Origin of the sequence: Burkholderia reimsis (assembly GCF_003294055.1) — a bacterium.
Lineage (GTDB): Bacteria > Pseudomonadota > Gammaproteobacteria > Burkholderiales > Burkholderiaceae > Burkholderia > Burkholderia cepacia.
This window is the reverse complement of record NZ_QMFZ01000015.1, coordinates 149,837-176,020: the sequence shown is the minus strand read 5'-3', so window position 1 is coordinate 176,020 and position 26,184 is coordinate 149,837. Positions and strand designations below refer to the sequence as shown.

General features: G+C 59.2%; 22 protein-coding genes and 1 pseudogene. 6 read left to right on the top strand and 17 right to left on the bottom strand.

The window, feature by feature from the left end:
- Positions 1-565 precede the first annotated feature (565 nt).
- The 5 genes from DPV79_RS19215 to DPV79_RS19200 form a co-directional block, all read right to left on the bottom strand.
- Positions 566-781, bottom strand: a complete 216-nt coding sequence (locus DPV79_RS19215) for a helix-turn-helix transcriptional regulator (RefSeq protein WP_113046198.1) — start codon at positions 779-781, stop codon at positions 566-568.
- A 471-nt stretch (positions 782-1,252) separates the two neighbouring features.
- Complete coding sequence (locus tag DPV79_RS19210) at positions 1,253-2,527, bottom strand: tyrosine-type recombinase/integrase (protein WP_113046208.1); 1,275 nt, start codon at positions 2,525-2,527, stop codon at positions 1,253-1,255.
- A gap of 897 nt (positions 2,528-3,424) precedes the next feature.
- The gene (locus DPV79_RS42155; protein ID WP_133295687.1) at positions 3,425-4,360 is read right to left on the bottom strand and encodes a hypothetical protein; all 936 of its coding nucleotides are present in this window, start codon (positions 4,358-4,360) and stop codon (positions 3,425-3,427) included.
- Positions 4,361-4,980: 620 nt separating this feature from the next.
- Positions 4,981-5,781 (bottom strand): lysozyme inhibitor LprI family protein, encoded by an 801-nt coding sequence (locus DPV79_RS19205; RefSeq protein ID WP_113046197.1) that lies wholly within the window; start codon positions 5,779-5,781, stop codon positions 4,981-4,983.
- Positions 5,782-5,917: 136 nt separating this feature from the next.
- The gene (locus tag DPV79_RS19200; RefSeq protein ID WP_113046196.1) at positions 5,918-6,838 is read right to left on the bottom strand and encodes a hypothetical protein; all 921 of its coding nucleotides are present in this window, start codon (positions 6,836-6,838) and stop codon (positions 5,918-5,920) included.
- An 81-nt stretch (positions 6,839-6,919) separates the two neighbouring features.
- Between DPV79_RS19200 and DPV79_RS19195 the strand changes: the two genes are divergently transcribed.
- The 4 genes and pseudogenes from DPV79_RS19195 to DPV79_RS43390 all read left to right on the top strand — a co-directional run.
- Positions 6,920-7,597: a vWA domain-containing protein gene (locus tag DPV79_RS19195; RefSeq protein ID WP_113046195.1), complete on the top strand. Its 678-nt coding sequence runs from the start codon at positions 6,920-6,922 to the stop codon at positions 7,595-7,597.
- A complete protein-coding gene (locus DPV79_RS19190) occupies positions 7,507-8,379 on the top strand; it encodes a PP2C family serine/threonine-protein phosphatase (protein ID WP_341867608.1) in 873 nt (290 codons plus the stop codon). The genes DPV79_RS19195 and DPV79_RS19190 overlap by 91 nt, the downstream gene beginning before the upstream one ends.
- On the top strand, positions 8,363-10,312 hold the full coding sequence (locus tag DPV79_RS19185; RefSeq protein ID WP_113046193.1) for a helix-hairpin-helix domain-containing protein: 1,950 nt from the start codon (positions 8,363-8,365) through the stop codon (positions 10,310-10,312). Before DPV79_RS19190 ends, DPV79_RS19185 begins: the two co-directional genes overlap by 17 nt.
- 518 nt (positions 10,313-10,830) lie before the next feature.
- Positions 10,831-11,112 (top strand): annotated as a pseudogene (locus DPV79_RS43390) (hypothetical protein); the annotation flags it as partial.
- Between the two features lie 47 nt (positions 11,113-11,159).
- Here DPV79_RS43390 and DPV79_RS19175 read toward each other — a convergent pair.
- The 10 genes from DPV79_RS19175 to DPV79_RS19130 all read right to left on the bottom strand — a co-directional run bounded on the left by DPV79_RS19175 (position 11,160) and on the right by DPV79_RS19130 (position 20,433).
- A complete protein-coding gene (locus DPV79_RS19175; RefSeq protein WP_113046192.1) occupies positions 11,160-12,776 on the bottom strand; it encodes a CBASS cGAMP-activated phospholipase in 1,617 nt (538 codons plus the stop codon).
- 193 nt (positions 12,777-12,969) lie between these two features.
- Positions 12,970-13,632 (bottom strand): uracil-DNA glycosylase, encoded by a 663-nt coding sequence (locus tag DPV79_RS19170; RefSeq protein WP_113046191.1) that lies wholly within the window; start codon positions 13,630-13,632, stop codon positions 12,970-12,972.
- Positions 13,629-14,768, bottom strand: a complete 1,140-nt coding sequence (locus DPV79_RS19165; protein ID WP_113046190.1) for a nucleoside triphosphate pyrophosphohydrolase family protein — start codon at positions 14,766-14,768, stop codon at positions 13,629-13,631. Before DPV79_RS19165 ends, DPV79_RS19170 begins: the two co-directional genes overlap by 4 nt.
- A gap of 3 nt (positions 14,769-14,771) precedes the next feature.
- Positions 14,772-15,398 (bottom strand): Nmad2 family putative nucleotide modification protein, encoded by a 627-nt coding sequence (locus DPV79_RS19160; RefSeq protein WP_113046189.1) that lies wholly within the window; start codon positions 15,396-15,398, stop codon positions 14,772-14,774.
- On the bottom strand, positions 15,398-15,865 hold the full coding sequence (locus tag DPV79_RS19155; protein ID WP_054315297.1) for a TIR domain-containing protein: 468 nt from the start codon (positions 15,863-15,865) through the stop codon (positions 15,398-15,400). Before DPV79_RS19155 ends, DPV79_RS19160 begins: the two co-directional genes overlap by 1 nt.
- A 201-nt stretch (positions 15,866-16,066) precedes the next feature.
- Entirely contained in the window at positions 16,067-16,720 is a 654-nt protein-coding gene (locus tag DPV79_RS19150) for an SLOG domain-containing protein (RefSeq protein ID WP_113046207.1), read from the bottom strand.
- 2 nt (positions 16,721-16,722) lie between these two features.
- The gene (locus DPV79_RS19145) at positions 16,723-17,883 is read right to left on the bottom strand and encodes a toll/interleukin-1 receptor domain-containing protein (protein ID WP_113046188.1); all 1,161 of its coding nucleotides are present in this window, start codon (positions 17,881-17,883) and stop codon (positions 16,723-16,725) included.
- A gap of 4 nt (positions 17,884-17,887) precedes the next feature.
- Positions 17,888-18,376, bottom strand: coding sequence for a TIR domain-containing protein (locus DPV79_RS19140; protein WP_113046187.1), 489 nt, complete (start codon positions 18,374-18,376; stop codon positions 17,888-17,890).
- Positions 18,377-18,421: 45 nt separating this feature from the next.
- Positions 18,422-19,237 (bottom strand): toll/interleukin-1 receptor domain-containing protein, encoded by an 816-nt coding sequence (locus DPV79_RS19135; RefSeq protein WP_113046186.1) that lies wholly within the window; start codon positions 19,235-19,237, stop codon positions 18,422-18,424.
- A gap of 209 nt (positions 19,238-19,446) precedes the next feature.
- Complete coding sequence (locus DPV79_RS19130) at positions 19,447-20,433, bottom strand: hypothetical protein (protein ID WP_244321775.1); 987 nt, start codon at positions 20,431-20,433, stop codon at positions 19,447-19,449.
- A gap of 1,081 nt (positions 20,434-21,514) precedes the next feature.
- Here DPV79_RS19130 and DPV79_RS19125 point away from each other — a divergent pair.
- A complete protein-coding gene (locus DPV79_RS19125) occupies positions 21,515-22,348 on the top strand; it encodes a DUF932 domain-containing protein (RefSeq protein ID WP_113046184.1) in 834 nt (277 codons plus the stop codon).
- Positions 22,349-22,479: 131 nt separating this feature from the next.
- Positions 22,480-24,720, top strand: coding sequence for a ParB/Srx family N-terminal domain-containing protein (locus DPV79_RS19120; RefSeq protein ID WP_113046183.1), 2,241 nt, complete (start codon positions 22,480-22,482; stop codon positions 24,718-24,720).
- A gap of 47 nt (positions 24,721-24,767) precedes the next feature.
- On the opposite strand, the gene DPV79_RS19115 is transcribed toward DPV79_RS19120, so the two are convergent.
- Together DPV79_RS19115 and DPV79_RS19110 are read right to left on the bottom strand one after the other, a co-directional pair.
- Positions 24,768-25,481 carry a hypothetical protein gene (locus tag DPV79_RS19115; protein WP_208866732.1) on the bottom strand — a complete coding sequence of 238 codons (714 nt, stop codon included), beginning with the start codon at positions 25,479-25,481 and terminating at the stop codon, positions 24,768-24,770.
- Positions 25,468-26,175, bottom strand: coding sequence for a nucleotide-binding protein (locus DPV79_RS19110; protein WP_425267361.1), 708 nt, complete (start codon positions 26,173-26,175; stop codon positions 25,468-25,470). Before DPV79_RS19110 ends, DPV79_RS19115 begins: the two co-directional genes overlap by 14 nt.
- Positions 26,176-26,184: the final 9 nt, after the last annotated feature.

Sequence of the window (26,184 nt, the reverse complement as noted above, 5' to 3'; positions counted from 1 at the left end):
CCCTTACCCAGTAGCCCCGGCCGCCCCGCCCACCTCCACACTAGATGGCTTGATTTTTTTAATATTGACAATGTCAAACACCTTCACTCCATGCGTCCGAAGCGACCATCAATTCCAATCGAATGAGCACCAATTTACTGAAAAATACATCAATTCCTAGCTTGGCGACCGGATGTTCATCATCCGGCCGACATTGAATCGCTGTTGTATTGTGTACACGAGCACTTGACTGCACGCCAAGTGATCTATGTCATTGAAGAGAATTTCAAGCCTATCGACGGCAGCCAATGAAAACGTACCAAGAGCTAATTGAACAGCGTGATTCTCTCGAAGCTCTGATTGACCTGCCCCCAGCAAACAGGGCCAGCCGGATCCTAGTAAATTTCACCGTGAGGCTCCGCCTTCCTGCCGGCTCCCACCGATCATGGGTGGGAGGCGTTCATATCATTTACTATGTTCCCCTTCAGTTCTCACGATTGAACGCTTCGATGTCGCGGGCGCGTACACGCTGCCGCCGATGTATCGCCATTCCAAGTTTTTGATTAGTCTGGGCATCTCGACGACCTTACCGCCTTCTCCTCCCCGTATTCTCCGGTGGCAGCAAGTCAGCAACCGGGCGAGTCTCCGCCCACGTCTGAACCTCGTGTACGAGCCATCCCACCCTTCTGCCCGATAGCAGTCGCGGTTCAGGGAAGTTCTTGTCACGCACGAGCTTTTGTACCGTCGCCGGTGATAGCGAGAGCGCCTCTGCCACTTCTTTCAGCGAAAAACAGATCTTCATCGCGACGTCGCCTTCAGCTCAATACCCTTGATTCCTTGTCTGCGCGGCGGCGTTGTCAACGTGAACAACAGGGGGAATCGATGATGTACGGCAAGCCTTTCATGCTTACGATTGACCGCGCATATCCAAATTTAATGGGTAATACCACGTGCAGCAAATGCGCTGATAGGAACCAAATTCTATTTGGTGGTGCGTCCATTGGACGATGGATTTCCCCGAAGTTCCGTTGCAGTCCTCCACCAAAAGAGGCTGAGCCAAACCTTCTTGCAGTCCTGCTCCGTTGGGTCGATTCCTCTCGATTCAAGAACGACGGAATTCCGATAGACTCAGTATGTCAGAAGGCCAATACCGTATCGCACCATACTTGTCGCTATATCTCTGGATACAGTTCCTAGCCGGCTGCCGAGGTTATTCTTTGCGTCGACGTCCTGCCACCCTCGAAGACCAGCCACTACAATCGGCATCGCCCGCCTACTTCTTCGCGGGATACGTCGCAGCACTCAACTCCAATCGACGAGATAATTGCGTGAGCCACTCTCGGCGCTCCCTATCATAGGTGTGTCGGTTGTAGACGCCGATGATTCCGGGTTGCACATGGCCGAGGACTGCTTCGGCAATATCATTGGGACATCCCATCATTGCAAGCAATGTCCGGGCTGTTCGTCGAAGATCGTGGGCTGACCAGTGCGTGACTGGCAAACGCGGCCGGTCATGTTTCGGCGCGATCTTGCAATATGGTTGATGGTAGTAGACGCCGTGCTGGACCACCGTCTGGTCCATCGACGTTCCGCGCGAAGACGGGAACAAAAAGGTTCCCTTAGCCTGATCGAGGCGCCGTCGCACAACAACCTCTGCACGACCAATGAGCGGCACGCGCAGATCCGTTGCTCTCTCGTTTTGCAGCCCCTTGGTCTTGTGTTTCGGGATAGTCCACCAGAGGCCGTCGGATTCCTCCGTCACCTCGGCGCACTCCATGGCGACGATCTCGCCCCCTCTCGTGCCAGTCCAAAGATAGAGCGTCAGCGCATCAGCGACAGTCAAACTGAAATTCGGCAGCCAGCGGATCAATATGCCGAGTTCGTCCACCGACAGCACTCGTTTCTGCGTCCCGGTGTATTTTCCCTCGACCTTGCGGCCTTTGCTCTTCAATCGCCCCCTTAAAACATCCTTCCACCAATTCGCAGTGGTGTCGGGAAGGCGCCCGGCATCCAGCGCATAGTTCCAGGCACCTCCGAGTTCCATGCGAAGGCGCGCCGCGAGCACCGGCGTCGAGCGATATGAATCCAGGAAATCGAACGCCTGGGCGCGTGTGATGGTCGCCGCGCTGGTGTCCGCAATAGGCTCCAGCATCGCCTTGAATATACGGGCGACTTCGACTGCTCCCTTCGTCTTCCGATTTGGTTCTACGTGGCCTTCCAGATAGTCGCGGCACAGCTCCCTGACGGTGTAGCTGGTTGGTGATGGACGAGCAGCCGCCTCTTCCCGCTTTCGACGTGGAACGGAAAGCTCGACGCCAGAATCGCGCTCGGCGCGACTCTTTTCCCACGCGGAGATCGCTGTAGCAAATGCCATCGCGGGCCACTCGCCGAGCTTCACCTGCCTCATGCGGCCGTCGACCGGCGACTTGTAGCGATACGTCCACGATTTGCGACTCGCTGAAGCCTGAAGGCGAAGCCCAGGAAATCCCTCAAAGGTCATGTGCTCGCCGCTCGGCAGCTTGGCGACGATACGAGCATCGAGGCGCATTCTTCCCTCGGCGTAGGTTTTTCCCGAGAAAAGCATACGCGGCGTAGGTTTCGTGCGCAACGCCACGGAAACCTACGCCAGGGCGGCAAGTTTAGCTAAGCGTAGACAAGCGTCGAAGCAGCGATAGGGGCGCGGTAAGCCCCATAATTATCGTTATATTTCAGCTACTTAATGAACCTCCCGGATCGGCTCGGACCAGCCCGGACCTGTCCGAAATTTCCCCTATTCGTTCTCCTCGAAGTAGTGAATGAGCCTTTCCTGACAATCCTCCACCGCAAAACCTACGCTGGAGCCTACGCCGGACAGAATCGGAACTTTTCGATAAATTAATGTTACTTCTCGGCAACAGAAGGAGCGAAGGTGGTGGCAGGCCCTCACCTCTGCGAGGAAGCGGTCACCAAGTCGAACCCGCGGCGGCACGCTCCCATACCCACTCCGTCTGCCAATCGCCTACGAATACTGGATTCTCGATGTATCGCCCGGCCTCGGTACCGTAAGCGATACCGATATACCGACTCGGCTGCTGATAGCTTTCAGCAACTCGCATCGAAACAAGGAGGCTGGCTTCACCCAAAAACCCCCTGCTCGAAACAGGTTCGGACAAGCTGCAAGTGCGATACAGACAACGATACCGTCGGATGAACCGTGAACACCAGTGCTAGACGCTCGGTCGCTGCGCGTAGTCGAGCATCTTACGCCTCGACATCAGCTCCCTTGCAGTTCAACTCGCACACGCGAAACGAGGAGACATACAGGAGCCCCATGATAGAGCAACTTTGGCCGATGATCGTTGCCGCGCAATGCACGAGTGGACGGACTATATTGCCGCGCCATGCTGAACTATGTCAGCATATCGAACGAAGAACTGGACTATTCCCACACGAATATAACAGACCACTAAATAAAACGACCAATACTTATCGAAATAATTGACAAAACCCACAAAAATCCAATCATCACTGAAAATATCGCCACCACCGACATAAACGGCTTTCCACCAATATTCGACAGCGATACCAGCCGATTCTTCAGTGCATCCACCTTGATCGCACCCTTCAACAACAGCGCACTTCCAAGATGAAGCCAAATCCAAACGGTGGTCAGCAAACTCGAAAGAAAAAACAACCCCTCCGGAAAAGCATAGACAACCTCAGTTTCACCATTCAGAATCTTATATTGCCCCGGCCCATCCGGAACAAGCGTGGCATCATGAATTAGCTTATTCAACAAATCAAGACTTGAGAAATTGTAAATCCAATTTACTATCGAATCAAAAATACCATAAAACCCATAACCAGTAATAATCCATTTCACCACGCCAAATACAACATAAAAATTAGCAATCACCAGAACAACACTTACCACGACAATAAAACATCTCTTGATCGGCCCCACGGAGAGAGATGTTAAGAGCAACCGCCTCGTAATCAACGTTGACAAAAAGTCGACAAATACCCCCAGGACTGCAAATCCCCAGAACCTTTCGACAACAAATGGAGTAAATACCCCATTAAATACCCACAAACCGCGACCAAACATTAAAAAACCGACCAGCAAAAAAATTACAATCCACCCAACACTAATTCCAACGGAAACAATAAACGACCGGAGAGACAACATCCTGAATCCAAACACCGCATCCGAAGACAAAGATGCAAGCACATATGCTCGAGAAAGCGATGGAGTTGCCGCAAATTTTCGAAACTCTGTCGCAAATCTCTGCGCGATTCTTGGATGAACAGCATCTTCTGCCACTTTAGCCACCGCAACCAAAAATCCAATAGTTGCAAATATTATCCCAGACGTAATTTTTATGAATTCAATTACCGTCATACCCCGCCCCACTCAATCAGAAGATCCACCATCACCCCTGATTAATCAGACAATTTTTACAAATCGTGATTAACCACTCGCTCAACAGACGCTGTCGTCCTCGTCGTCAAGAGCCGCGCCATCTGCAATCCGCCCAATGACATTGCAGAAGCCAGCAAAACTCAAATAGCATCGCTACCTTCAGCACACTCGCTCCACGGCACAATCGGCACCAGGGAATCCATCCCCACTCGATTGTCAACCAGGAGGCGGCGGCCTTGTAGGGACGGCGTTTCCGCCCCCGCACGGGACGTCGATACCGTCAGCGATACCGAACATCCTGTCCGGTAGTTATCCGCCTTGGACACACTGCACCGAAATATTCACCTATACTTTCAACTGAAAAATTCCGATACCGGACATCCGAAGACACATTCTGCGCGGATACCGTCACAGATACCGTCAGGCACTATCGAATGTAGTCCAGGCAGCTTTCCGAAGGCATAACCTTGCCGTGTCAATACCTTCGGCTAAAAGCGGCGAAGTAGAACAACATGTACGCCCACGCCCCCGGGCGTCCAGCCCGTCCCTAGTCTCGAGAAATCGGCTGAAAAACCACTACCGCGACCCGAGAAAAAACTTTACTGCTTCTCGGTCTGCGAATCGGTAGCAAGCAACGGCTTCGAGCCCATCGATCCCAAAAACTGCCCAATGCGTTCTCCGTACAAACGACGGAGGCAATCAACGTCCTTATCGCACATTCGCCGAGCCAGCACCCAATCAGACTCAGACCGCTTCAGAGCCTGCGGGTCCGAGATAGTTCTCATCGATGCAACGTACAACTGACTCAACCGCCGGTCCATAGCTGCCAGCCCCGCATCGCCGCAAATCGCAATTTCATCGTCGTGAGTTGCCCGCCTGCAGTCGAAGCTTGTCACGAACGTTTGCGATCGGCCTGTCGGCATAGCACCTGCATCTGCAACACTGCCGTTCCGTGGAAGTTGTGCCGGTTTGCCCCCATCTCCGGAGACTGCATCAGAATTCGAGATACGCTCATTTGAGGCCAGCACATCGGGACTCTGCTGAGAGATTTGTGCAGCGCTTGGATCTAGCTTTACCACAGCAGTTGACGACAGGTTTGCATCGCTGGCGGCAGCCAAAACAGGTTCCGGTGCAGCCGCGTGCTGGCTTTCGACGGTGGCTGCAGGGGGCACTCCGTCTTTCGAATCAAGGAAACTATTGACAGCCGCTCCGATGATGCAGATTCCAATCCCGTACAGTAAAACCTTACCTGCGCGGCCGAAATTTCGGGTATCAGGTTCGTTGTTCTTATAGCCGGTCTTATATCGCCGATCCACCTTACGGGTGTCGACAAAGCCTCCCACGCCCGCCAAGGCTGTGAGCACACCAACTACCATCAGGCCACTTCCCAAGGCTGCCATGCTGTTCCCCAATAGCACGCTGAGCGTGCTAATAACTGGTCTTGTGTTTTCTTGTGCGTGCAAAGCTCATCAGTGCTGGACCACCTACCCTGCGGATAGACAGTATAACTGGCAATCGAATTTTCTACGAAACAGTTCAAAGTTCTGCTATGCGATTCGCCGCAAATCCCTCAAAGCATTGGAATCGCTCCTGCGATATAGGCGGATATTTCTGACATTCGCTTTGCGCCGCCTGCTCGTACACCTGCTCTGACGCCGCAAGCTCGGGTGAACCAACTGCCCCACCCGCAGCCTTCAGGCGTCTCAAATAAAGGCTATGTTCCGTCGCCTGCGCACTAGCTCGCTTGTATTCCAACGACGGATTCGCCTTTATCAGAGAAGAAATAATTATCGTTGCGCCAGCAAGCGTGCCTTTTATATTTTCAGTGCAATATAAAAGGGTCGTGGGGCGATTGGCCGCCAGCATATATGCGTAGAGACAAGACTGTTGGCCCGAAGATGACAACGCTGGTGGACCCGATGCGGTTCCATGAATCGCAATCGCGCCAGGAGTATCTGCTTGAGGAACAAGTTCAGCGTCCGTGAAAGCCGCGCTCGTCACACGATTCGCCTCGTTCCCAAGTTGCCGGGTCAGTACGTCAGCAGGCAGCGTATGCAGCGATTGAATTTCTTCTTCGAACCATGTTGCAGGTACAAAACGGTCGCGCTGTGTAACCACACGCACCTGCCAGTGAGGATCATCAGCCGCTGCATTTGATGGCTCGCAGATACTGACTTCGTCTTCGCCAGGCCCTGGCCGTATGCATTTTGCATTTCCCGGCAACACAGGCAGCGCCGCGCGCAGTCGCAATGAGCCCATACTCAAGGTTTGCGACTTCCAGACAACAGGTTTGGCAGCGCTTACATCTCGCTGTAGAGTCGCGGTTGCCGGCGCGCTCGCAATCTCTGGAGAAGGAGCCGCAGCGCTCGGCGTAGTCCTATTTGCCCCAGAAATGAGCACGCCAGCAGCGACAGCGACGAGCAAACTGAAGTACGCCGGAGCTTTACTTGCGGACATGTTTCTTGGATTATTATCACCTCAAGAATGAATACTAACGCGCGGTTTCGCGAATAGCTAGCGCCGCACAGCGAGAAGACCATGAACGAACTCAACGACTTCGCCACCCAGGTAGCGTTCGGCACGGACAACTTTGCCGAAAACCCCGAACAACGATGCCCCTGCGTCTTGGTCCTGGATCGCTCCGGCTCGATGGCCGGCGACGCGATTACCCAACTGAATGCGGGATTGGTAACGTTCAAGGACGAATTGGCAGCCGATTCGCTCGCGATGAAGCGCGTTGACACGGCGATTGTCAGCTTCGGCCCCGCCACGCTGGAAATGCCGTTTCATACCGCGCCGAACTTCTTCCCGCCGACGTTGACGGCACAGGGTGATACACCGATGGGGGCGGCAATCAACCTCGCACTGGACACGCTTGAGGCACGCAAAGCTGAGTACAAGGCAAACGGAATTTCGTACTATCGTCCTTGGGTATTCTTGATTACGGACGGCGGCCCGACTGACTCGTGGCAGGCAGCAGCGGCGCGCGTTCGCGAAGGCGAAGCTTCGAAGAAATTTGCGTTCTTCGCGGTGGGCATCCAGGGCGCAAATATGGACGTCTTGGCCCAGATTTCGGCCCGTCAGCCAGTTTCCCTGCAAGGTCTCAAATTCCGCGAGCTCTTCAAGTGGCTGTCGTCCTCTATGGGCGCCGTCTCCCGCTCCACTCCAGGCACCGAAGTCCCGCTTGCAGTGCCTACTGGCTGGGCGTCGGTGTGAACTGGGCGGTCGTTGGTGCTTCAGTCGTCGGTAGCTCCCACAGCCATAGCTCGGACCCGTGCCAAGACAGTTGCTTTTACCATGTAACCGTTGACGCCGCTGGTGCGAGTTATCTTGTTGCTTTGGCTGCAGACGGTGCAGGGAGCGCGAAATTCGGCGAAATCGGCTCCGAGATTGCATGCGAGACTGGCGGACAGACTCTCCTCGCCGAAGTGGAAAGATCTGGCGAAGGAGCATTTTCCCCATCGCTGGCATCACGGGTCCTCGATGCCGTACAAGCGAAGATAGAAAGTGCAGCAATGGAACGAGAGGTCACGACCCGCGACCTTGCCTGCACTATGCTCGGCGCGATTATTGGACCGACACAGGCGACGTACTTCCAGGTTGGAGATGGAGCAATCGTCGCGCGCCGTGACGGTGTCTTGTCGCCGGTCTTTTGGCCAGAGTCCGGCGAATACGCCAACATGACCTACTTCGTGACCGACGCGAACGCCGCCGCGCATCTTCGCTGCGAAACTCGTGACACAACGGATGAGGTCGCATTGTTCACGGACGGGTTGCAGCGATTAGCGCTTGTTTTCGCAACGCAAACGGTACATGAGCCGTTTTTTCAGCCGATGTTCACGGTTCTCCGGGCCTCTTCGGATGACCAGACCGATGAGCTTTGCTCCGCACTCAAGCGGTTTCTGGCTGGCGACGCGATTAACGAGCGCACAGACGACGACAAGACGTTGATTCTTGCTACGCGAATGTCAGGAGCAGGCAGTGTCGGCGGCGTTTGATGAGCAGGGTAACCAGCTTCAACTCGGCAAGAAGCTCGGTGAAGGCGGTGAAGGCGCTGTATTCGACGCCGTGCATAATGGTGAAAACGTTGCTGCGAAAATATACCTGCACGCACTTCCCTCTGAACGCCAGGCGAAGCTTCGCGCGATGGCGCAAGTCGGCGACTCCTATCTCAAACAGATATCCGCATGGCCTATCAGCATCCTGCTTTCGAAGCGTCCGGGCCCTGTCAGCGGCTTCACCATGCCGAAGTTCTCCGGCTACCACCCGGTACACGAACTTTACGGTGTGGGAAGTCGTCGTCACCAATTTCCAAAGGCTGACTTCGCATTCCTCGTCGGAACGGCGCGCAACGTCGCGGCGGCGTTTGATGCTATACACGCCCACGGCCATGCCATAGGCGACGTCAATGAAAACAACATCATTGTCAGCCATCAAGGGACCGTCAAGCTACTCGACTGCGACTCGTTTCACGTCAATACGTCGACGACAAGCTACCCTTGCACGGTAGGCGTTCCTCATTACACGCCGCCCGAGCTTCAGGGGCTCAATTCATTCCACGGAGTGACCCGAACGGCGAACCACGATAACTTCGGACTCGCCGTCCTCATATTCCAGTTGCTCTTTATGGCGCGGCACCCATTCTCGGGTGTTCCGAAGACACGCTACGACCTCCCGCTAGAACGATCGATAAAAGAGTTCCGTTTTGCGTACGGCCGAGACCATCTCGCCCGTATGAACGACATGCCGCCCAAGGCCCTGAGTTTGGACTATCTGCCGTCCAACATCGGCGATATGTTCTGGCGGGCCTTCACGGAGGTCGGCGCGAAGTCCGGCCGGCCAAAGGCTGCAGAATGGGTTAGCGCGCTTGAGGGACTGCTGCACTCTCTTCGAGCGTGCAGTGTTGAACCAAAGCACAAGTACCCTAATCATCTGCATACTTGCATCTGGTGCGAGAAAGATAAAGCGGGGACGCCATACTTCACGCACGCGGCAGCAACGGGACCGAACATCAATTTTCAGACTGTCGGCGCCAATATTGCAGCGCTATGGTCCCAGATTCAGACACTCGGCACGTTGCCAGCGCTACCTGCGTTCACGCCGTCACCACTTAACCCGACCGGCGCGCCAATTCCAGCGTCCGCCCGCAAAGGAGTGTCGAATGTCACGTTCGCGTATGGGTTCATTTGCTTCATCGCTTTTGTGCTGGCCCTAATAGCACCAAAGCTTTGGTGGCTGTGGCTGTTTGCAGGCGGGTTTGCAATCAGGGGCATCAACCCACCCTCCCCCGTCGAGCTGAATACCCGCAGAGCCAAAGTTGATGTCGCACAGCGGAACTACGATGGCATCTTGCAGGAATATGAGCGCCTGCGAGCCGACCGACGAGTTGGACAGGTGATGCGAGACCTTAGCCAAATCAAAGCGCAGATTGACGATCTACCCCAAGCACTCGCGCGCGAAATAAAACAGCTGCACTCGACACTGCTGGCGCGTCAGCTGCACGTTTACCTAGACCGGCACTTCATTCGTTCGGCCAAGATATCCGGCGTTGGTGAGCAGCGCAAACTGACTCTCGCATCCTTTGGCATAGAGACCGCCGCAGACATCACGCCATCGGCTATCGCAGCCGTGCCTGGCTTTGGCGCTGGATTGACTGCTAATTTGATGGGTTGGCGAAAGACTCTTGAACAGCGGTTCGTCCCCTCAAACACTATCGCACCCAGTCCTCAGGACGTCAGTTCCGTGAACTCAAAGATTGCAGGCCTCCGAGCGCGCCTTGAGCAACAGTTACGTGACGGTGCGACGCATCTTCAAAATGTCCACAACGAAATCGTCGCTCGACAAAACAACACGAAAGGCTCCTTGGAAGCGGCACATCAAGCGCTGGCGCAGGCTAAGGCCGACCTCGATGTAGTGTTGAGGAAGCCATGATTGATACACGGCACCATAGGATTTTCAAGCACTTGGTAGTACTCGCTCTCTTGGCTGGCGGGTCCCATGCCGTGGTAGGTCATGCGCAAGACGCCACTCGGCAAGTGGAGCAGTTTTTAAACGCATTCCGTGGGAAAGCCGTTGAGCCGGTGACACCGGCACCAACACAAATGCCGCCACCAAATCAGAACGTTGCAACAACAAGCGGTTACTCCGCGACGCCACCCCAGGCAGTCGCGTCGGTAACATCACCGAATTCCGTCGCCAGCACGCCTTCGTGCCCTCCGGGGGTTGACCGACTTGGCTGCCCTAGCGCGTTACGGCAACCGTATCCCACTTACTGCCCTGCCGGAACAACGTTCGGGCCCAACGGTTGTGTGCCGTTGGCGATGCCTGCAAATGCGCATCGCGTGTCGGACGATGGACAATGGCAATGTGACGACAACTATTTACGCTATGGAGCTACCTGCATTCCCCTTCATTCATCTGCCTCTCACTAGAACGTAGGTTCGCCAACCGAGATTCAGCGCATCTTGCCTTCCCATCTTGATCTGCCAACCTGGCGCCGAACTACCGCATCGCTCGGTCTTCCAGCACGCTGCCTGTTTACTGACAACTTTGCGCGCGTCGCCCATGTGACGGTCAGCGATCCATTCATCAATCTCGCCGACTGCGATGATCTGGTTCCCGGTAAGCCTTTCCTGCTATGCGCCCGCGGAGTGGGAGGATTTTCCGCGGCGGCGCACAGTGCCAGCCAGATCAGCTTAACTCGTCCGACTGAAAGTGGCCGCGCGCCTTGATGATCTTGCGCAGTTGCATGTGCAGAGACTCGATGGCGTTGGGCCGCTCAGTATCGTTTCCAGTCGGGCGCATGCACGCCGTCCAGAAACCGCGATCGGACCGAACCGAACGTGTCCTTGCCCGCTTCGTTTCCTCTGGCCGCCATCTCGTTGATCGCCTCGGCATCATCGAGCTTGATCTCAATCGGGGTTTGCTGATTCACCCGGAGATGGCGGGTGGGTCCCAGAAAGCTCTCTGCCAGAAGCAATGCGCCATGTTGCTGGGCCGCGAAGAACAGATCCACGCTATGCAGGGCCCACCCGGCCTTACCCTTTCCGAGTGAGTCCGTAAAATCGGACTCACTGCTCAACGTGCCAATACTCAGGACGTCAATCCGGTCCAATGGAACCTTCAGATGCCGCACCGACTCCGCCAGCGCTGGCAGGATCGGATTGTTTGCCCAGACACCGCCGTCCAGAAAAACTTCCGGCACGATCGGCCCATTCCATTGCGATTCGTCAAAATAGGTCGGCGCAGCTGACGAAGCCAGCGCAGCATCCACCGCGGGAATCTCTCTGAATGCGGTTCGGTCAGGACTGTGCGGTGTAACGAGCGCCTCGGCCTGACCATGCTTTGCCCTGACGGTCGGGATGACAAGCCGGCACGACGAGTCCGACAGCTTTCGGTCTCCATAGACCTGCTGCAGCAGGCCGCGCAGCGTCGACGACTCGTGCTTCGAGCGTAACCAGTGCTTCAGGCTCCGGTCTTTCGGGAAAATCTGCGGTCCTTTTTCCCGGTAAAAACCCAGTATGTGAGCCGGCTTGATCCCCAGCCCCAGCCCAATCGCCAGAATGGCGCCGGTTGATGTTCCAGCCACCAGATCAAAGTGGGACACTAGGCTGTTGCCGCCACCGCTGCGGAGCATGTCATCCCACTTGGCCAGAACGGCCGCCGTAAATGTGCCGCGCAATCCACCCCCATCGAGCGCAAGGATTCTGAAGTTGCGACCGCGCTCAACGCTACGTCGCACGAGCGGCAAGCGCTTTAACTGGTTGACGATTGAAGCGACGAGACTCTCAACGGAAGTTTCATGCGCGATTTTCCTGTTTTCTACGTCGGACAGGCCGTTTTGCAGGCTCGACAGCAAACCCGGATGATCGTTCAGGTAACCCGAGATGGCCCCACCAAAGCCGGCGACAACAAAGCCGGGCTTACCCAGATCAAGCATTGCATCAAGCTCAGTCGGCACGCCGGCCCGCGCCTTATTGGTGTCCCACCATCTTCCGCCCACGCACACCACCACGTCGGATCGCTCCGCCATCCAGTCGCGCATCGGCGTGAGTTCGCTGCCATGCTCGCCCTCCGCTTCAGCAGGGACCACCTGCACAACTGCGAACTCGCGTTGCCTTTCAATGTCGTCGATCTGCTCAGGTGTCGCGGCAAACTTCTCGGCGCGCACCAGCGTCAACGCGCCGACTTCGCCGCCCGCGTCGATATACGCCCGTGCCGCCTCTTCCAATGGTTGTATAAAGCTCGGATGACTGCCGTGAATGACAGCGCCCCCTTCATTGAAGATCGCTGCACAAAGCCGTTTGACGAATTGACATATGTCGTCCGCATGCGTGGTCGGGACCGATCCCGACAGGTGAACACGTACGCCCGCGAGCGCTCGCCTGGAAGCCATTGAGATATCCTGTCGATGAACGTTTGAATGTTTGAATTCGATGAATCGCTCGCCGTACCCCCGCCGACGACGTCCACGCAGCCCGTCCCGGGCGACGGCGTGGGGACGTCGTCATCGATTGCGGGCAAAGCCGTAGCATGGGCGATGGCTGCGTAGTTCAAGCGAGCCGGGATCCATCGGGAGACGTCACTGATCAAAACAGTGAATTCGCCCTCGCCGAGCGCCCATACAGCTCGGCGACCTGCGCCTGAAACTGCGTCTGACCACCATAGCTGGGGTGTCTCACACAGATTACGGGCACGGAACCGGTAATGCGATTTGCTGCCGCTGCGGCGTCGTTGCCGATCGCGACGATCCGGGCCGGCCGTAACAGCACGACGAGTTGCTGCAGCAGTTCCTCGCCGGCACGTCTTTCACGGGCGTTGTGTTGCCGGTTGGAGAACGGTTCGCCCGCTTCATGCGGATGAAGCGGGAAGACATTCCACAGGAAAATGCGCGCATCAATAGGCTCGAGCATGTTCCAGATCACCGCGGCAGTGCGTTCCGACACCGCGCTGCCCTTCGTCGGGCGCTCGTCGGAAGGCGCAAGATTCCACCGCCGGGCGTGGTCGTTGATATGCACGTCGTCAGTCAGCGCCAGCCCGGTACGGCGCCCGCCCCGGTACCCGAGGTCGCGCCCGATCCAGATCGCGTCCACGGGCTGCTGCACCGCGCACCGCAACATGGCGGAAAGCGCGGCCGCCCGGCGACGCGGTGCGTCGCGCCGGTCATGGACTTCGCAACGATCCGAATAGGGATTGAAGCAATCTTCAAACTGCAGCGAGGCCACCGCCTCAACAAACGGATGATTCTTCATTCCCTTGACTCAAGTGGCAGATAGGCGATGGAACGCGCTTCCCGGTCACCAACGATCCACCCACCTTCATGTTCTTTCATTTGACGGAATACCGCGTAACCGTCGAGGATTGCCCGTTCCCACAGCTTCAGCGGGCATTGCTCGACTTCATAGCCGCTCACGAATTCCGCAATCGTCTTCAGGATGCCGAGCGAGACCTTCTTCTGGTTCTCGAAGAAATTGAGCTCCTTGGCCTTCGAGAAAATCCACGCCGTCAGCCCTTCTTCGACGACGATCGCCCGCCCGCTATCCTGCTCTTCATCGTAGCGCGAACTGCTCTTTCGCTTGTGCCTGATCAAGGCGCGCATCACCGGCGACCAGTGCAATATCGCCGCATACGCGAAATGGAAGACATCATGAAAGCGGTAACCATCGCGGTCCGCGATGTTATCCGTCAACGGGTCCCCGATAAAGACGCCGTTCCACTGGAGATAGCTCTTGCCACTGCCGCGTTGATTGACGCGGATGCGGAACTGCCGCGGCAACTGTTCTTCGGGTCCGAACTCACGGTCGAAATCGAGGCTGGCGAGGTCGACCGTCTGCGGCTCCAGAAACGCGCCGCGCGCTTTGCGAATGTTGCCATGCGCGACCTCCGAAAAAGCCAGCTTCGCCGCATGCATCGCATCCAGATAGGCCCGCGCAAACGCGACCAAACCGGCACGATCCGGGCTCGCCGTTCCGAGCAGCGCGGCGGCTGACTGCCCCAGCTGGACTAGGGTCGTGTCAAGCGCAACGGGCGCCGCGACCGGCACGGCAATGTAGGCCATCGCGCCTTCCATGACGTCGCTTGCCGCGCCCACATTCCGGAAGTTGCCATGATTGGCCGCCTCGGCAAACACCCCTTCCAGCGGGATATCAAGCCGCCTGCAGATCGCAGCCAGATACCATAGCGTATCGCCGAATTCCTCTTCCGCGGCTTTCCTGAACCCCGGGAACGCGGATTTTTCCCGCACATGCTTCTTCGCCGCCGCCATGATCCCGCCGACCTCGCCATACAGGCCCTGCAGGACGGGATTGAAATCGCTGCGGCCCAGCACGTCCGTGGCTGCGATCTGCGCCGCGTAGTCGGACAGCAGGAGTGTGCCTTCCTTCTTCATCGTTCACCTGCGAAGCGTCAACCATTCGAACGGCGCACCCTGGTACCCGGTCGCCCCCAGACTGCGAATCCATTGCTCCAACCCGGCAACGAGCTGTGGATCGTCGAACGTCGTCAGGCCGATCCCCGACTTGCAGAGCAGACGACCTTGCCGGTCTTTCAGGTCCCGGGGAAACGCGGGCCCCTCGCCGCCAAAATAGACAAACTCATCACTGATCAGTACCCGGTCGACGCCCGTGTCCCTGCGTACGTGATCAGGATTAAGTGATCCATCGGGCAGCGAATGGAACGAATCACGCTGTTCCCACGGCGCCTGCGGCCCGTCCCGGAAGTAGATGTTGTCCCCACAGCTTTGTTTGCGGCTGCCGTGACGAAACGGCTTCTTCAGGCCGAACCTCGGATCTGCGTCATACTCGTCAAATGTGCGCGTGTCCGTGACCCGCATCGCGTACACCAGATGCCCGCCGCGCCGCACGGATCGATTGTTGCTGCCACTACCCACCACCCAGTCGCCAACAGCCGCACTGCGGCGAATCGACGGCTTGCAGGTCGCGAGCGTGCAGTAGCCGTAAAAGGGATTCGGTGCGAAGCCGCTGTCGTACCGCACCACGTAGGAGTGAATGCGCGCCATCAGCAGGGATGCCGCTTCAGAGGTACCGGATCACACGGGCCGCCATCCGGCTTTTCCCACGTATCCTTGCCGTTGATCGCATCGATGATGGCGTCGCCATTCCACCCCACCATCGCATCGGCATACTGCTTCAACGCCTCCGGAAGATCACACTCCTTCTCGCCATGCTCCCAGACGCCCACGATGCGCTTGCCCTGCTTGGCCGCATATTCGATCTCCCAGTTCACCCATTCACTGTTCTTTGTGAGCGGCGAGACGTAGCAGACGAACACACCGGCCCAGTTGATCGCCGGCGCCAGGATCTGCGTCTTGATGTAGTGCTCGTCGGTCGCGTTGTTGAATTTCCCCGTGTGAATCGAGGAATCGCGCACGTCCACCCCTTTCGGCGCCAGCAGGTCCTTGAACTTCTGGAGCCCCGCATCGTCCTCATGCACGTGACTGATAAATACGTTTCTCTGTTCTGCCACTTCCCGCCCCCGTAGACGTATGACAAACCTCAATGATCGTTACCGCCCTGCACGATTGACCGCATTTCAAAACACTATTCTTTTTTCAGGGAATCGGCGCCATCGCGTGTCTGCACCGATCCGGCATCTGAACCCGCACCGGCAGCAACACGTCCTGGCGCGCCCACGTCCCGAGTCACTCGACGCCGTGCATTAGAACCACTATTGCCGCCTGGGTGTCCAGAAGCGCGCCTGCACGTCCTCCGGCTGCATGTCAGGCGTGCGATAGCGTTCCTCTTTGACCGATATGTCCAGATGCCGATGGAACAGCGCGACATAGTCATGATCATGCGACAGATCCGCGGGCAGGTACTCGCAGCGCTCAGCCAGGCGCAGCGCCGCACCGCCCGTGGAGAGCACCGGAATCACGCGGGCGTGCGGTTGATGTCGCCGGAACAGTTCGAACTCTTCCACAATCCCGCCCATCCCGCCGATAAACACCGCCGCCTTGAACCGGTTCTCCGAAAACATGCGCTCACGCATGCGCAGCAGGCTTTTGTCACGGTCAGCATCCATCACCTCCGTGAATGTGACGTTCTGGAATCGTGCATTCTCTTCCGGGAACTCGTCCCGGAAAAAGCTCGACTGATACAGCCTGACCCACTTCTCGTACTGGACACCGATATCCTGCGCGACGACCCAGATCATCGGCGTGATGGCGGGGTGACCACCCCAGACCAGCGTTCGGCGCCCCAGCGCCACATGCACCAGTGCGGAAACGGCGGCGGCGATCGCAACACTGTCCGCGCTCGCCGCATCATCGGGTCCCCTGCGCGGATCCGGCACCCCGGCCGAAAGGAAAATGGCGTCGTCCACGTTCAGTCTCCCCACCCGGCCAGCGTCCACCCCGCTTCGGAGACCTTGATGGCACGCACCGCGCGAATGTGCTCGTCCAGCCAGCGCAGATGGTCGGTCCACGCGTCGCGAATCCCGATATGGTCGTAGACGAGCACCGGCGCCTCGCGCTGCGCGGCACGCTGCGCCTTGTCCGCAACATCGTGAAGCGTCTCGGCTGTGGGAATGCCGACGATCGGGTAGGCCCAGATCTTCCGGTCATCCAGCAGACGCAGTGCGATCGCACGGTGCGCGCCGATCGCTTCTACCGCGCCGCCGATCTTCTCGACGTCCGCGCGAAGCTTGCCGGTGATCGACATGTACCGCGAAGCAATGCTGCGACTGCGCAGCCGCTCGACGCGCAGGACAATCGCATCAGCGGTGACGGGCGCAATCGGCCCATCCGCACCCTGGAGCTCGCCCGCTTCCAGGTACACGGTTTCGGAAAGGTCGGTCAGCCTCGTCGGCACGTGCTGTGGCCAGATCACGCGAAGCACCTGAATTTCCTTGGCCCGCGCCCGTCCGATTTCCTGCCGGGTCCAGCGACTGTCGAAATACTCGGGCGTGTCGAGCATGACCATGACGTCCGAGTCCACTAGTCGATGCCAGAGCACATCCTGGAACGGATCGCCGGGGCGGATGTCGTGCGTATCGAGAAACACGTCGAAGCCGCGCGAGGACAGCAGATCATGCAGCTGCAGTGCCGCGGCCCGCGACTCGGTGCGGCGATAGCTGACGAACACGCGCCGCTGGCGCCGCAGCAGCCCGACACATTCGAGCAGCGCTGAGGCGAGCGCCGTCATCCCCGAGTCGTCATCGCGGCGCGTGAGACCATTGGCTGACTGCAGGAAGTCCGGAATCACGACACCAAACGGCTCACCCGGCACAACCGTCGGGATCACGGCCGCACTGGCGGCGACGAGCTCCCGTGTCGCGTCGACATCCGCCAGCGGCGCGCCGCCAAAATAGGCGGCGGCAAAAGCGGCACGCAGATCGCGCGTCTGTACCGACGCTCCGTCGTGGATCAGCACGTCCGCGCCGAGCGTCATGCCGAAGTCGCCGATCATGGCTTCGATCGTTGCGCCCAGGCGCTGCCGGTCGGCATCAGTGGCGCTGCCCAGGATGGCCAGTTCGTACAGGCTCATACGCTCAGTAACCCGCGGCCTTCGCCGCGGCCTCGATCCATGAGGCAATATTGTTGTATCCGTCGTCCCGTACCCAGTCGTAGCAGCGGTACAGGCTGCCGAGCGACACCTTCCTGCCGCCTTGCTCGACCTGCCAGTAGTCGAGCGGATTGGTGCCCTGCACGTCCGTGCCCCATTGCGGATCCTTCACGTTATGGATGTCGATCGCCAGCAACCCCTTGCCCAGCTCATGACTGCGCCTGATCTCATGACGGACCCACTCACGCTCAGCGGTCTGCGCACCAAAGAGCACAACCGTCACCGAGGTGCCCTTCATCTGCGCTTCGATCCACTTCTCGATACCGCCCGCGCGCCTTTTCGCTTCTTCAAAGTCCGCCTTGTCGTAAAACGGCTGCGCTTCCCCTTTTGCCCGCACCACCCATGAATTGCGCACCTGCACGATCCGGCGGACATCGCGTTCATAGTGAAAGCTGAAGAACACCCTGCGTGCCATCTTCTTCTCCGTTCAGATCATCAGGCGTCGCCCGACGAGAAACACTCACTGCGCGGGTTCTGTGAAATCCTCACGCAGCAGCGTCGGCTCGGGGTTCAGTTCGTAGAGTGCATCAAGGGCGTCTTCACCCATCGTTTCCGTCTCCATCCACGCGACGAGATCCTCCGCTGCAAGCGGCGTCAGGTCGTTCAGGTACAACGGGTACTGGACCTCGAGGCTGTCCATTGCACCTTCGTTCAGACGCTCCATCGAGGCCTTGGCCATCCAGCGACCGGCCGACCTGACGGGCTCCCTGCGCCGGATCACCTGCATCGTGACCAGTTCCGCGTAGATCCACGGCGACGAAGTCTGGCCGTCCGAGTCCTTGTCGAGCAACCCGTCCGTCGTCATCGCCGCCGGCGTGTTCAGAAAGATGACGCACTCGCAACTGTCGATCATCTGCGTGAGGGCGGTCGAGAGCATCATGTGCACGTGGCTGGTAGAGCGGTTACGCAACCGGTAGTTATACGTCGTGCCATTGAGCTTGCAATACTCGTCATCAATGGACCGGAGCAACTCGCTCGCGTGCCCCCAGACGCACGAGTCAATGAAAGCGTCGAGGCCGAATTCCTCACGCAGCCATCCCGCCAGCCCGACAGCAATGGCCTCGTCTCGGTGCGCGTGCGAAATGAATACATTCGCCTTGACCTGCCCGAACCAGTCTGCCTTCACCTTCAGGCCGTTGATGACGTCGTTGCGGACGTATGACGTAATCGCCCGACGCACGGCCTGCCGCTGCCCGGCGAAGTGCGCCTCCCCTGAGGCTTTCCACGGCGCAAAGAGCGTGTCGTCGGCGCCTTCGAGATTAAAAGCACGAAACATATCTGGTCTTGTATCGTTGTCTGAATCTGTAGTCTGCTGCGGCGCCCGTGCGCTCACGCACCTTCGCACCCGCTACCCGTCTGCGACGAACTGAGCCTGCATCAGCGATGGTAGGCTCGCACCGCGTCACGCATGCCTTTGAAACACTGCCCCCCCGCGACTGACCTCAGGCTCGTTGGCCACGCCCCGGCAGCACGAGCGCGCCCCGGTCATTCGTCCGTTCGCATCACCTGGCGCCGGAATTTTGGCTCAAGCATCAACTTGTGCGTGACGTACGTGACCGCCTTAGACGGATCGCGCGCGTCCTTGCCCTGCTTTTCTACTCTTGCCTGGGCCCGCAAGATACCGAACATGACGATGTCGGCACCCACCGGGAAGTCCGAAAGCCACTTTCCGTCCTCATGCGCGACGCTGACTTCAAACGTTTCGACACGGTCGGGCGCGCCGGTTTTCCGGTACAGCGACTCGCAGTTCAGAAACGCGTTCCGGTACCGGTCGCCCGGTGACGGCACGTAGTGCGAGCGCACGGTCGCCGCCAGTGCGATCGGGAAGGCATTCGTGCCGCCCGCGGTCACCAGTTCCCATGCTTCGTCGTACCGTTCCCGTTCGAAGAAGAAGTCCTTCCATGCGATGCGCCGCGTACCGAAGCGCAGCACCAGTTCGGAGGCCAGGAACGTGTCTGATTCGCACAGCGCCCGCAGCGCGACGAGATCGGCCGTCGTGCGCACGTAGCCCGACAGCTTTTTCGCCGACTCGACGACCTCGATGGTGGCGTTGCTGGCATTACCACCCGGCTTGCCCGCCTGCGTGCCAGGACCGACCGGCGTGGCGCCCGAAAGCCCCTGGCCTCGCAGCCCGTTGTGAAGTACCAGCAGCCGAAGCTCCCGTTTGCCGGTGTCGAGCGCCTTCACAAAATCCGGGTCGGAATGCGCGAGGATCGCCTTCAACCGTCCGGGCGCGTCATAACGGCATGCGGTGACATGCTCGGAATCACTCGTCAGCCCGATGTAGGCAGGCACATCGATCGGCTCGATCCGGTTGGCGCGGTTCTGCTGGTAGCGATGCACGAAACGCACAGCACATCCGCAGCCCGGATGATCGCAGACCAGCTCCGGTATCTCCTGCTGGCCGTCGTGCAGCGCCTGCAACGCCTCGACGGTCCATGCTCTTCCCCGTTGGTCCAGTGCGGACCGCATCCTGATTCCCTTTCCCATCGTTTTGCATCTTTTACTGTCAGGAGCATGCATGTTATCCCAACAGGCAGCCTGCGTGCGCGCATCGCCCATGCCGAAATCGCAAAAAATCCGGGGGCGTTGCGGCGTGACCGGCGAGCCCGAGCCTGGGGCAGCGCCAGGCGCAACCGGCCTGCATGCGGATCAGATCACCCGACGCACACAAACGGCCGCGTGATCCATCCAAATACCTAATTGGCACGCCGGATTCAGGCAACGACATGCATCGTTTGCAGAAAAACGGATCCCGCGGGCCGCGCGGCTGCCGCGGCGCCCATGCCGAATTCAGCTTTGACCTATCCCGGGCATATGCATTTCGCATGCGAAGACGCCCCCGCTGGCACGCCGAGGTGTGACGCCGTTGCAACAGTGGCGGGTCGTCCGACGCCAGTTCGTTTCGCGCAGGCTGGATGGCGGAAACGTCCTCACGCATGTGTAGCCCGCTAGGGCCCTCGGGAAAACCCTCCGCACCTCATCAGCTCGCGCGCCGCTGTTTCGCTGCATATGCATCCGTCACCGTGCCGACCGACCGTTGCAGCACGCAGCCCTTGATGCCGTGCGTCGTTGAATCTCCGCGGCACAATCCGCTGGTTGTAAGCAACGCAGGGCAGCTCGCGTTGCGTCGTCCCGGATCAATTTCGGGCGCCTCACGCCGCGCATGCGGCATGACCGGGCTTTCGCGCGGTGCGTCGAGCCGCGTTCCGCGTCTCGCCCCTGACGGGCATCAATCCCTGGCGCAACACCGGGCGCCGGTCCACCCGGGACATGGCATCGGCACTGGCTCCCAGGCTCCCGCCCTTGAGCCGCGACCGTAGCCGATCGCGAGCAGGCATCAAGGGGCTCGGGACCGTGTTGCCCGCACCCTTCCCTCGCCTTTTTCCTTGACGCCTGCCCGCGATCGGCTCCTTCAGTCGCACGGGCGGGAACCCGGGAGCCTGGCGGCAGCAAAGCCAACCCCGAGTTCCACCGGGAGGTAGCCAGCCGCAATGGCAAGACACACCTCCTCGCCCGGTTCAGGTCCTCAACCTTGACTGTGGAGATTGCCATGCGACTCGCTTCCTCATTCCATTACAGCTCTCCGATGCTACGCGCCGATGCGCCCCTTTCGGACGATCAGATTCGCCACGTCGCCCCGGCCATCTTCGCGGACGGCAAGCATGAAAGCCGCTCCGAGCGCTACACCTACATTCCCACAATCGACGTGCTGCGCGGGCTGCGCAACGAAGGCTTTCAGCCTTTCATGATCTGTCAAACGCGCGTGCGTGACTCTGGCAAGCGCGAATTCACCAAGCACATGCTTCGGCTGCGCCATGCCGACCGGATCACCGGCGAGGAAGCCGATGAAATCGTGCTGCTGAATTCGCACGACGGCACCAGCAGCTACCAGATGCTCGCCGGCACATTCCGCTTTGTCTGCCAGAACGGCATGGTCGCAGGCGAGAACATCGTCGATATCCGCGTACCCCACAAAGGCAACGTGGTGCAGAACGTGATCAACGGTGCGTTCGACGTGCTCGACGGGTTCGAGCTAGTCCGCGAGCAGAAAGACGGCATGCGCTCGGTAACGCTCGACCGCGAAGAACAGCACGCGTTCGCCCGCTCCGCGCTCACGCTACGGTACGACCCGGCCGACGCCGAAGCCCCGGCGCCCATCAGTGAAAGCCAGCTACTCGCCCCGCGCCGTTTCGCGGATCGCCGCGACGATCTCTGGACTGTCTTTAACCGGGTGCAGGAAAACCTGACCAAGGGTGGCCTGCATGGCCGCTCCCGCTCGGGCCGCGCGATGTCGACGCGACCCATTACCGGTATTGACCAGAACGTGAAGCTCAACCGAGCGCTGTGGATGCTCGCGGACGCAATGCGCCAGATGAAGGCGTAACGACTGCTACGGGCGGCGCATCCGCGTCGCCCTGCTGTTCGGTTTTGCGCCATGACGTCCGTCGGGTCACGTCCTGACGCATCCGCACCTTACTGACCCGGCATCTTCCTTCCTACTATCAGGAGCCGATCATGCAAGCCCAATCTGTTGAAACCGTCACATCTGCCGCCGCAGCGGCCGCCGCGCTCGAAACGAACTTCGGCAATGAGCAGCCGGTCGTGACGGTGCCGTATTCCAGTCTGCAACGCTCACCATTGAATGTGCGCACGAAGCCGCCATCCGGCATCGATGGACTGGCCGCCAACGTTCGCGCCAAAGGTTTGTTGCAAAACCTCGTAGTCCACGAAATCAAGGGGGCGCGCGGAAAGCACCGCAAATATGGCGTGTGCGCGGGTCAGCGACGCGAAGCCGCGCTCGATCTGCTGTTCGAGCAGAAGCACATCGCCGCCGACTATCCGGTACCGGTACGCATCGTCAGCGAAGGCGAAGCGCTCGCCATATCGCTGATCGAGAACAGCGAGCGCGAAGGACTTGACCCATTCGATGTGTTGCGTGCGTATCGGATGCTGGCCGACGAAGGTCGCAGCGTCGATTACATCGCCGCGCTCTTTTCAGCGTCGCCCATTACCGTCAAACGGCGTATGAAGCTCGCCAACGTGTCGCCCAAGCTACTGGCGCTGCTGCGCGAGGATGCAATCACGCTCGACCAGCTTGCCGCACTCGCGCTCGCGGACGATCACGACACGCAGGAACATCTGTGGTTCGAGGCCAACGAGTGGCAACGTCAACCGCACTATCTGCGGCAGGCAATCACCCGAGCCGAGATCGATGCGAGCCGAAGCCGCCTCGTGCGCTTCGTCGGCCTCGCCGCCTATGAGGCAGCGGGCGGTTACGTGCGCCGGGACCTCTTCAGCGACGACGAGTATGCGGGCTATATTACCGATGCCGACCTGCTGCAGAACCTTGCCGCACAGAAACTCGACGCAGCGGCCGAAACACTGCGTGCCGAAGGTTGGGGTTGGACGGAAACGCGTGTCGAACGCGACGTGCTGGAACTGAACCGTTACGGCAGACTGCGCCCTGTCCATCGTCCCTACACCGACGAGGAGCAACGCGAACTCGACGCACTCACCGCGCAGCAGACCGAACTGAGCAACAAGCTCGATGCATTGGCGGAGGACGACGAGGACGCCTATGACGAAGCCGGACGCCTCGATGCCGAAAGCGATCAGGTGGAAGCCGCAATCCGCGCGCTCGAAAGCCGTGCCATCGCATGGGACGCATCACAGATGGCCGAGGCCGGTGCGTTTGTGATCGTCGGCCCGCAGGGCGAACTGGTCATCGAACGCGGTCTGGTGCGGCGCGAGGACAGCGCGGCACTCGATGCAGCAGGCGCGGCCGTGAGCGGCACACCCGCCGCCGACGGGCCGGATACGGCGGACGCCCCAGCGAAGATCAAGCCAGTCCACAGCGCGACGCTCTGTCAGCGGCTCACCGCGCATCGCACCGCCGCCATCCACGCGGAACTGATTGCGCAGCCCTCCGTGGCGATCGCTGCCCTGCTGCAGCACTTAATTCCGCAAGCAGTGCCCGAGTGCTACGGCCACGCCTGCGCACCGCGCTATCTGGCACTCTCTGGAAACAACAATCGCGATAGTCTTCTGCGCTCGGCGGACGACCTACCCGAGAGCCCAGCATGGAACGCTCTCGAAGGGCAGCGCGCGCGGTGGATCGAGGAACTGCCGGCAAAACGTTCTGACCTGCTCCCTTGGCTAATCCAGCAAGACCCCGGCACGACGCTGCGCGATCTGCTCGCCTTTTGTACCGGTACGCTGCTCGACGGCGTCGCGGGCGAGGAAAAGCCGCTTGCCGTCAATGCGCTCGCGGATGCGCTGAACGTCGATATGACCAAGTACTGGAAGGCAACTCGCGCCACGTATTTCGATCATGTCAGCAAGGCTCGCATCGCCGAGGTCGTGTCTGCCGCCGTGTCGCCGAAGGTGGCCGCCGATCTCGCAAAGATGAAAAAGGCCGACGCCGCTGCCGCCGCCGAACTGCGCCTCGCCAACGTCGTATGGCTCCCGGAAATCCTCACCGACCGCGACACCCCGGCCATGCCGTCGTGGGCTGTCCGCGAGGACAACGAGGATGAGGATGAGGATGAGGACGACGCCGGTACCGGGGAAGATGGCGGCGCTGCAGAGGGCGACGACGATGCTGATGCTAAGCCGGATACTGGCGATGGCGACAGGCACGTCAACAACACGGTTAGCACGCAAGCGCCTTCCGCTACCCGCACCGGGCAGCCGCCGTGGCCCTTCCCAACTACCAATACGCTGAACTCGGCGCAAGCTGACTCGCGCACCGAGTAGCATGGCCACCGTGCCTCAGAGCGCGACAGAGCAGACGGCAGCGCACTTCAGGGCCTGCCGTTTACTGACCTGCCCTGCGCCGCTTGGCTAACCGTACCCGACGGGTGGTGCCCTGACCGCCCGTCCCCCCAACCACTCGCAACCAGCAACATCAAGCAGAGGACCGTTGCGCTCGCCAACCATAGACACCGCATCGCACGTACAAAACGTCGTTCCATCGCCGTCACCAGCATGTCCACCACTTTCTCGAACCGGCCGATCGTCTCATCCAGCCGCTCACGCTGTTCGCGCCCCGAAATTGCCGCCGCACCGATCATCCGATTGCCGGTCGAGCGCACAACCTGACTGGTCAGCCGCGCGCTGAGCGCTGTCAGTGTCGCCTCATTGAGATTCGCCAACGCTTCCCGGTACCGCGCCTCATGCTCCTGAATCAGGTTCTCCGCCACCGTGATAGTCGCCTTGCATCGCTCAAGCGCGCTGCGGTGTTGTTGCATCAACGCATCGTTCGCGCCACCGATTTCCCGCCGAGCCGCTTCGAGACTGCCCTCGCTTGCCCATCGAATACGCTCCGGCATTGCCTCATACAGACGCGCGTAGTATTCGAGCACCGCGATGATGGACCAGAGCGCGTCGTTGTCCTGTAGATTCAGGACGCCCGATACCCGGCGCATCCGGGCCAGACTCGTGTCGTCCGGAACCTCGCCGGATACCTCCTGAAACAGGCGGATCAGTGGCTCGACTGGCCGCCTACGGCTCATCATCGGTACCGGCGTTATCGATCATGGTCGAGAAGATCATGTCGCACTGCGCTCGCCAGCGCAGCAGTTCTGCGCGCTCGCCGATGTGCATCGTCTCCGACGCGACGCGAATCGACATCCGCTGACTACGCAGTTCGTCTGCGACGCGATCCGCCAGATCCGGGAAGTCGAGTGTGCGTCCCCGTGCTTCGATCGTTTTGCGCAATTGCGACGCCTGATACAGCGTGAACTTGTCCGGCGTGCCGAAATAACCGTTGCGCACGACATGGATCGTCGCCTCGGGAAATGTCGGACTGAACGCGCGCAGCAGTTCCAAACTGTCGCGCTGCCGGTTGATCACCCACAGGACGACGAGTTCGCGCCTCAGTTCGCCGAGCGTACTGGCAAGTGTCGCGCCAAAACGGGTAATCCCCGTTTGGCTGCGCGCCGCCGTGTTGACAACAATGGCTGCGTCCCGGCGTTCGTCAATGAAGTTGACCAGACCGATCCAGCCTTCGGCTTCGTCCAGGCTGTAGGCAACGCACGGTACCTCGTCCTGAATCGCTTTCATCACATCGGGATTGGACGTATCGGTTTCGACCAGCGCGACAGGAAAATCACGGCGCTGGAGGTAGTCGGCCAACGCGAGCGAGACAAAGCTCTTGCCCACACCGCCCTTGCTGCCGCCCACCAGATAGATTGGGTAAGTCGTCGCCATACGCATCCT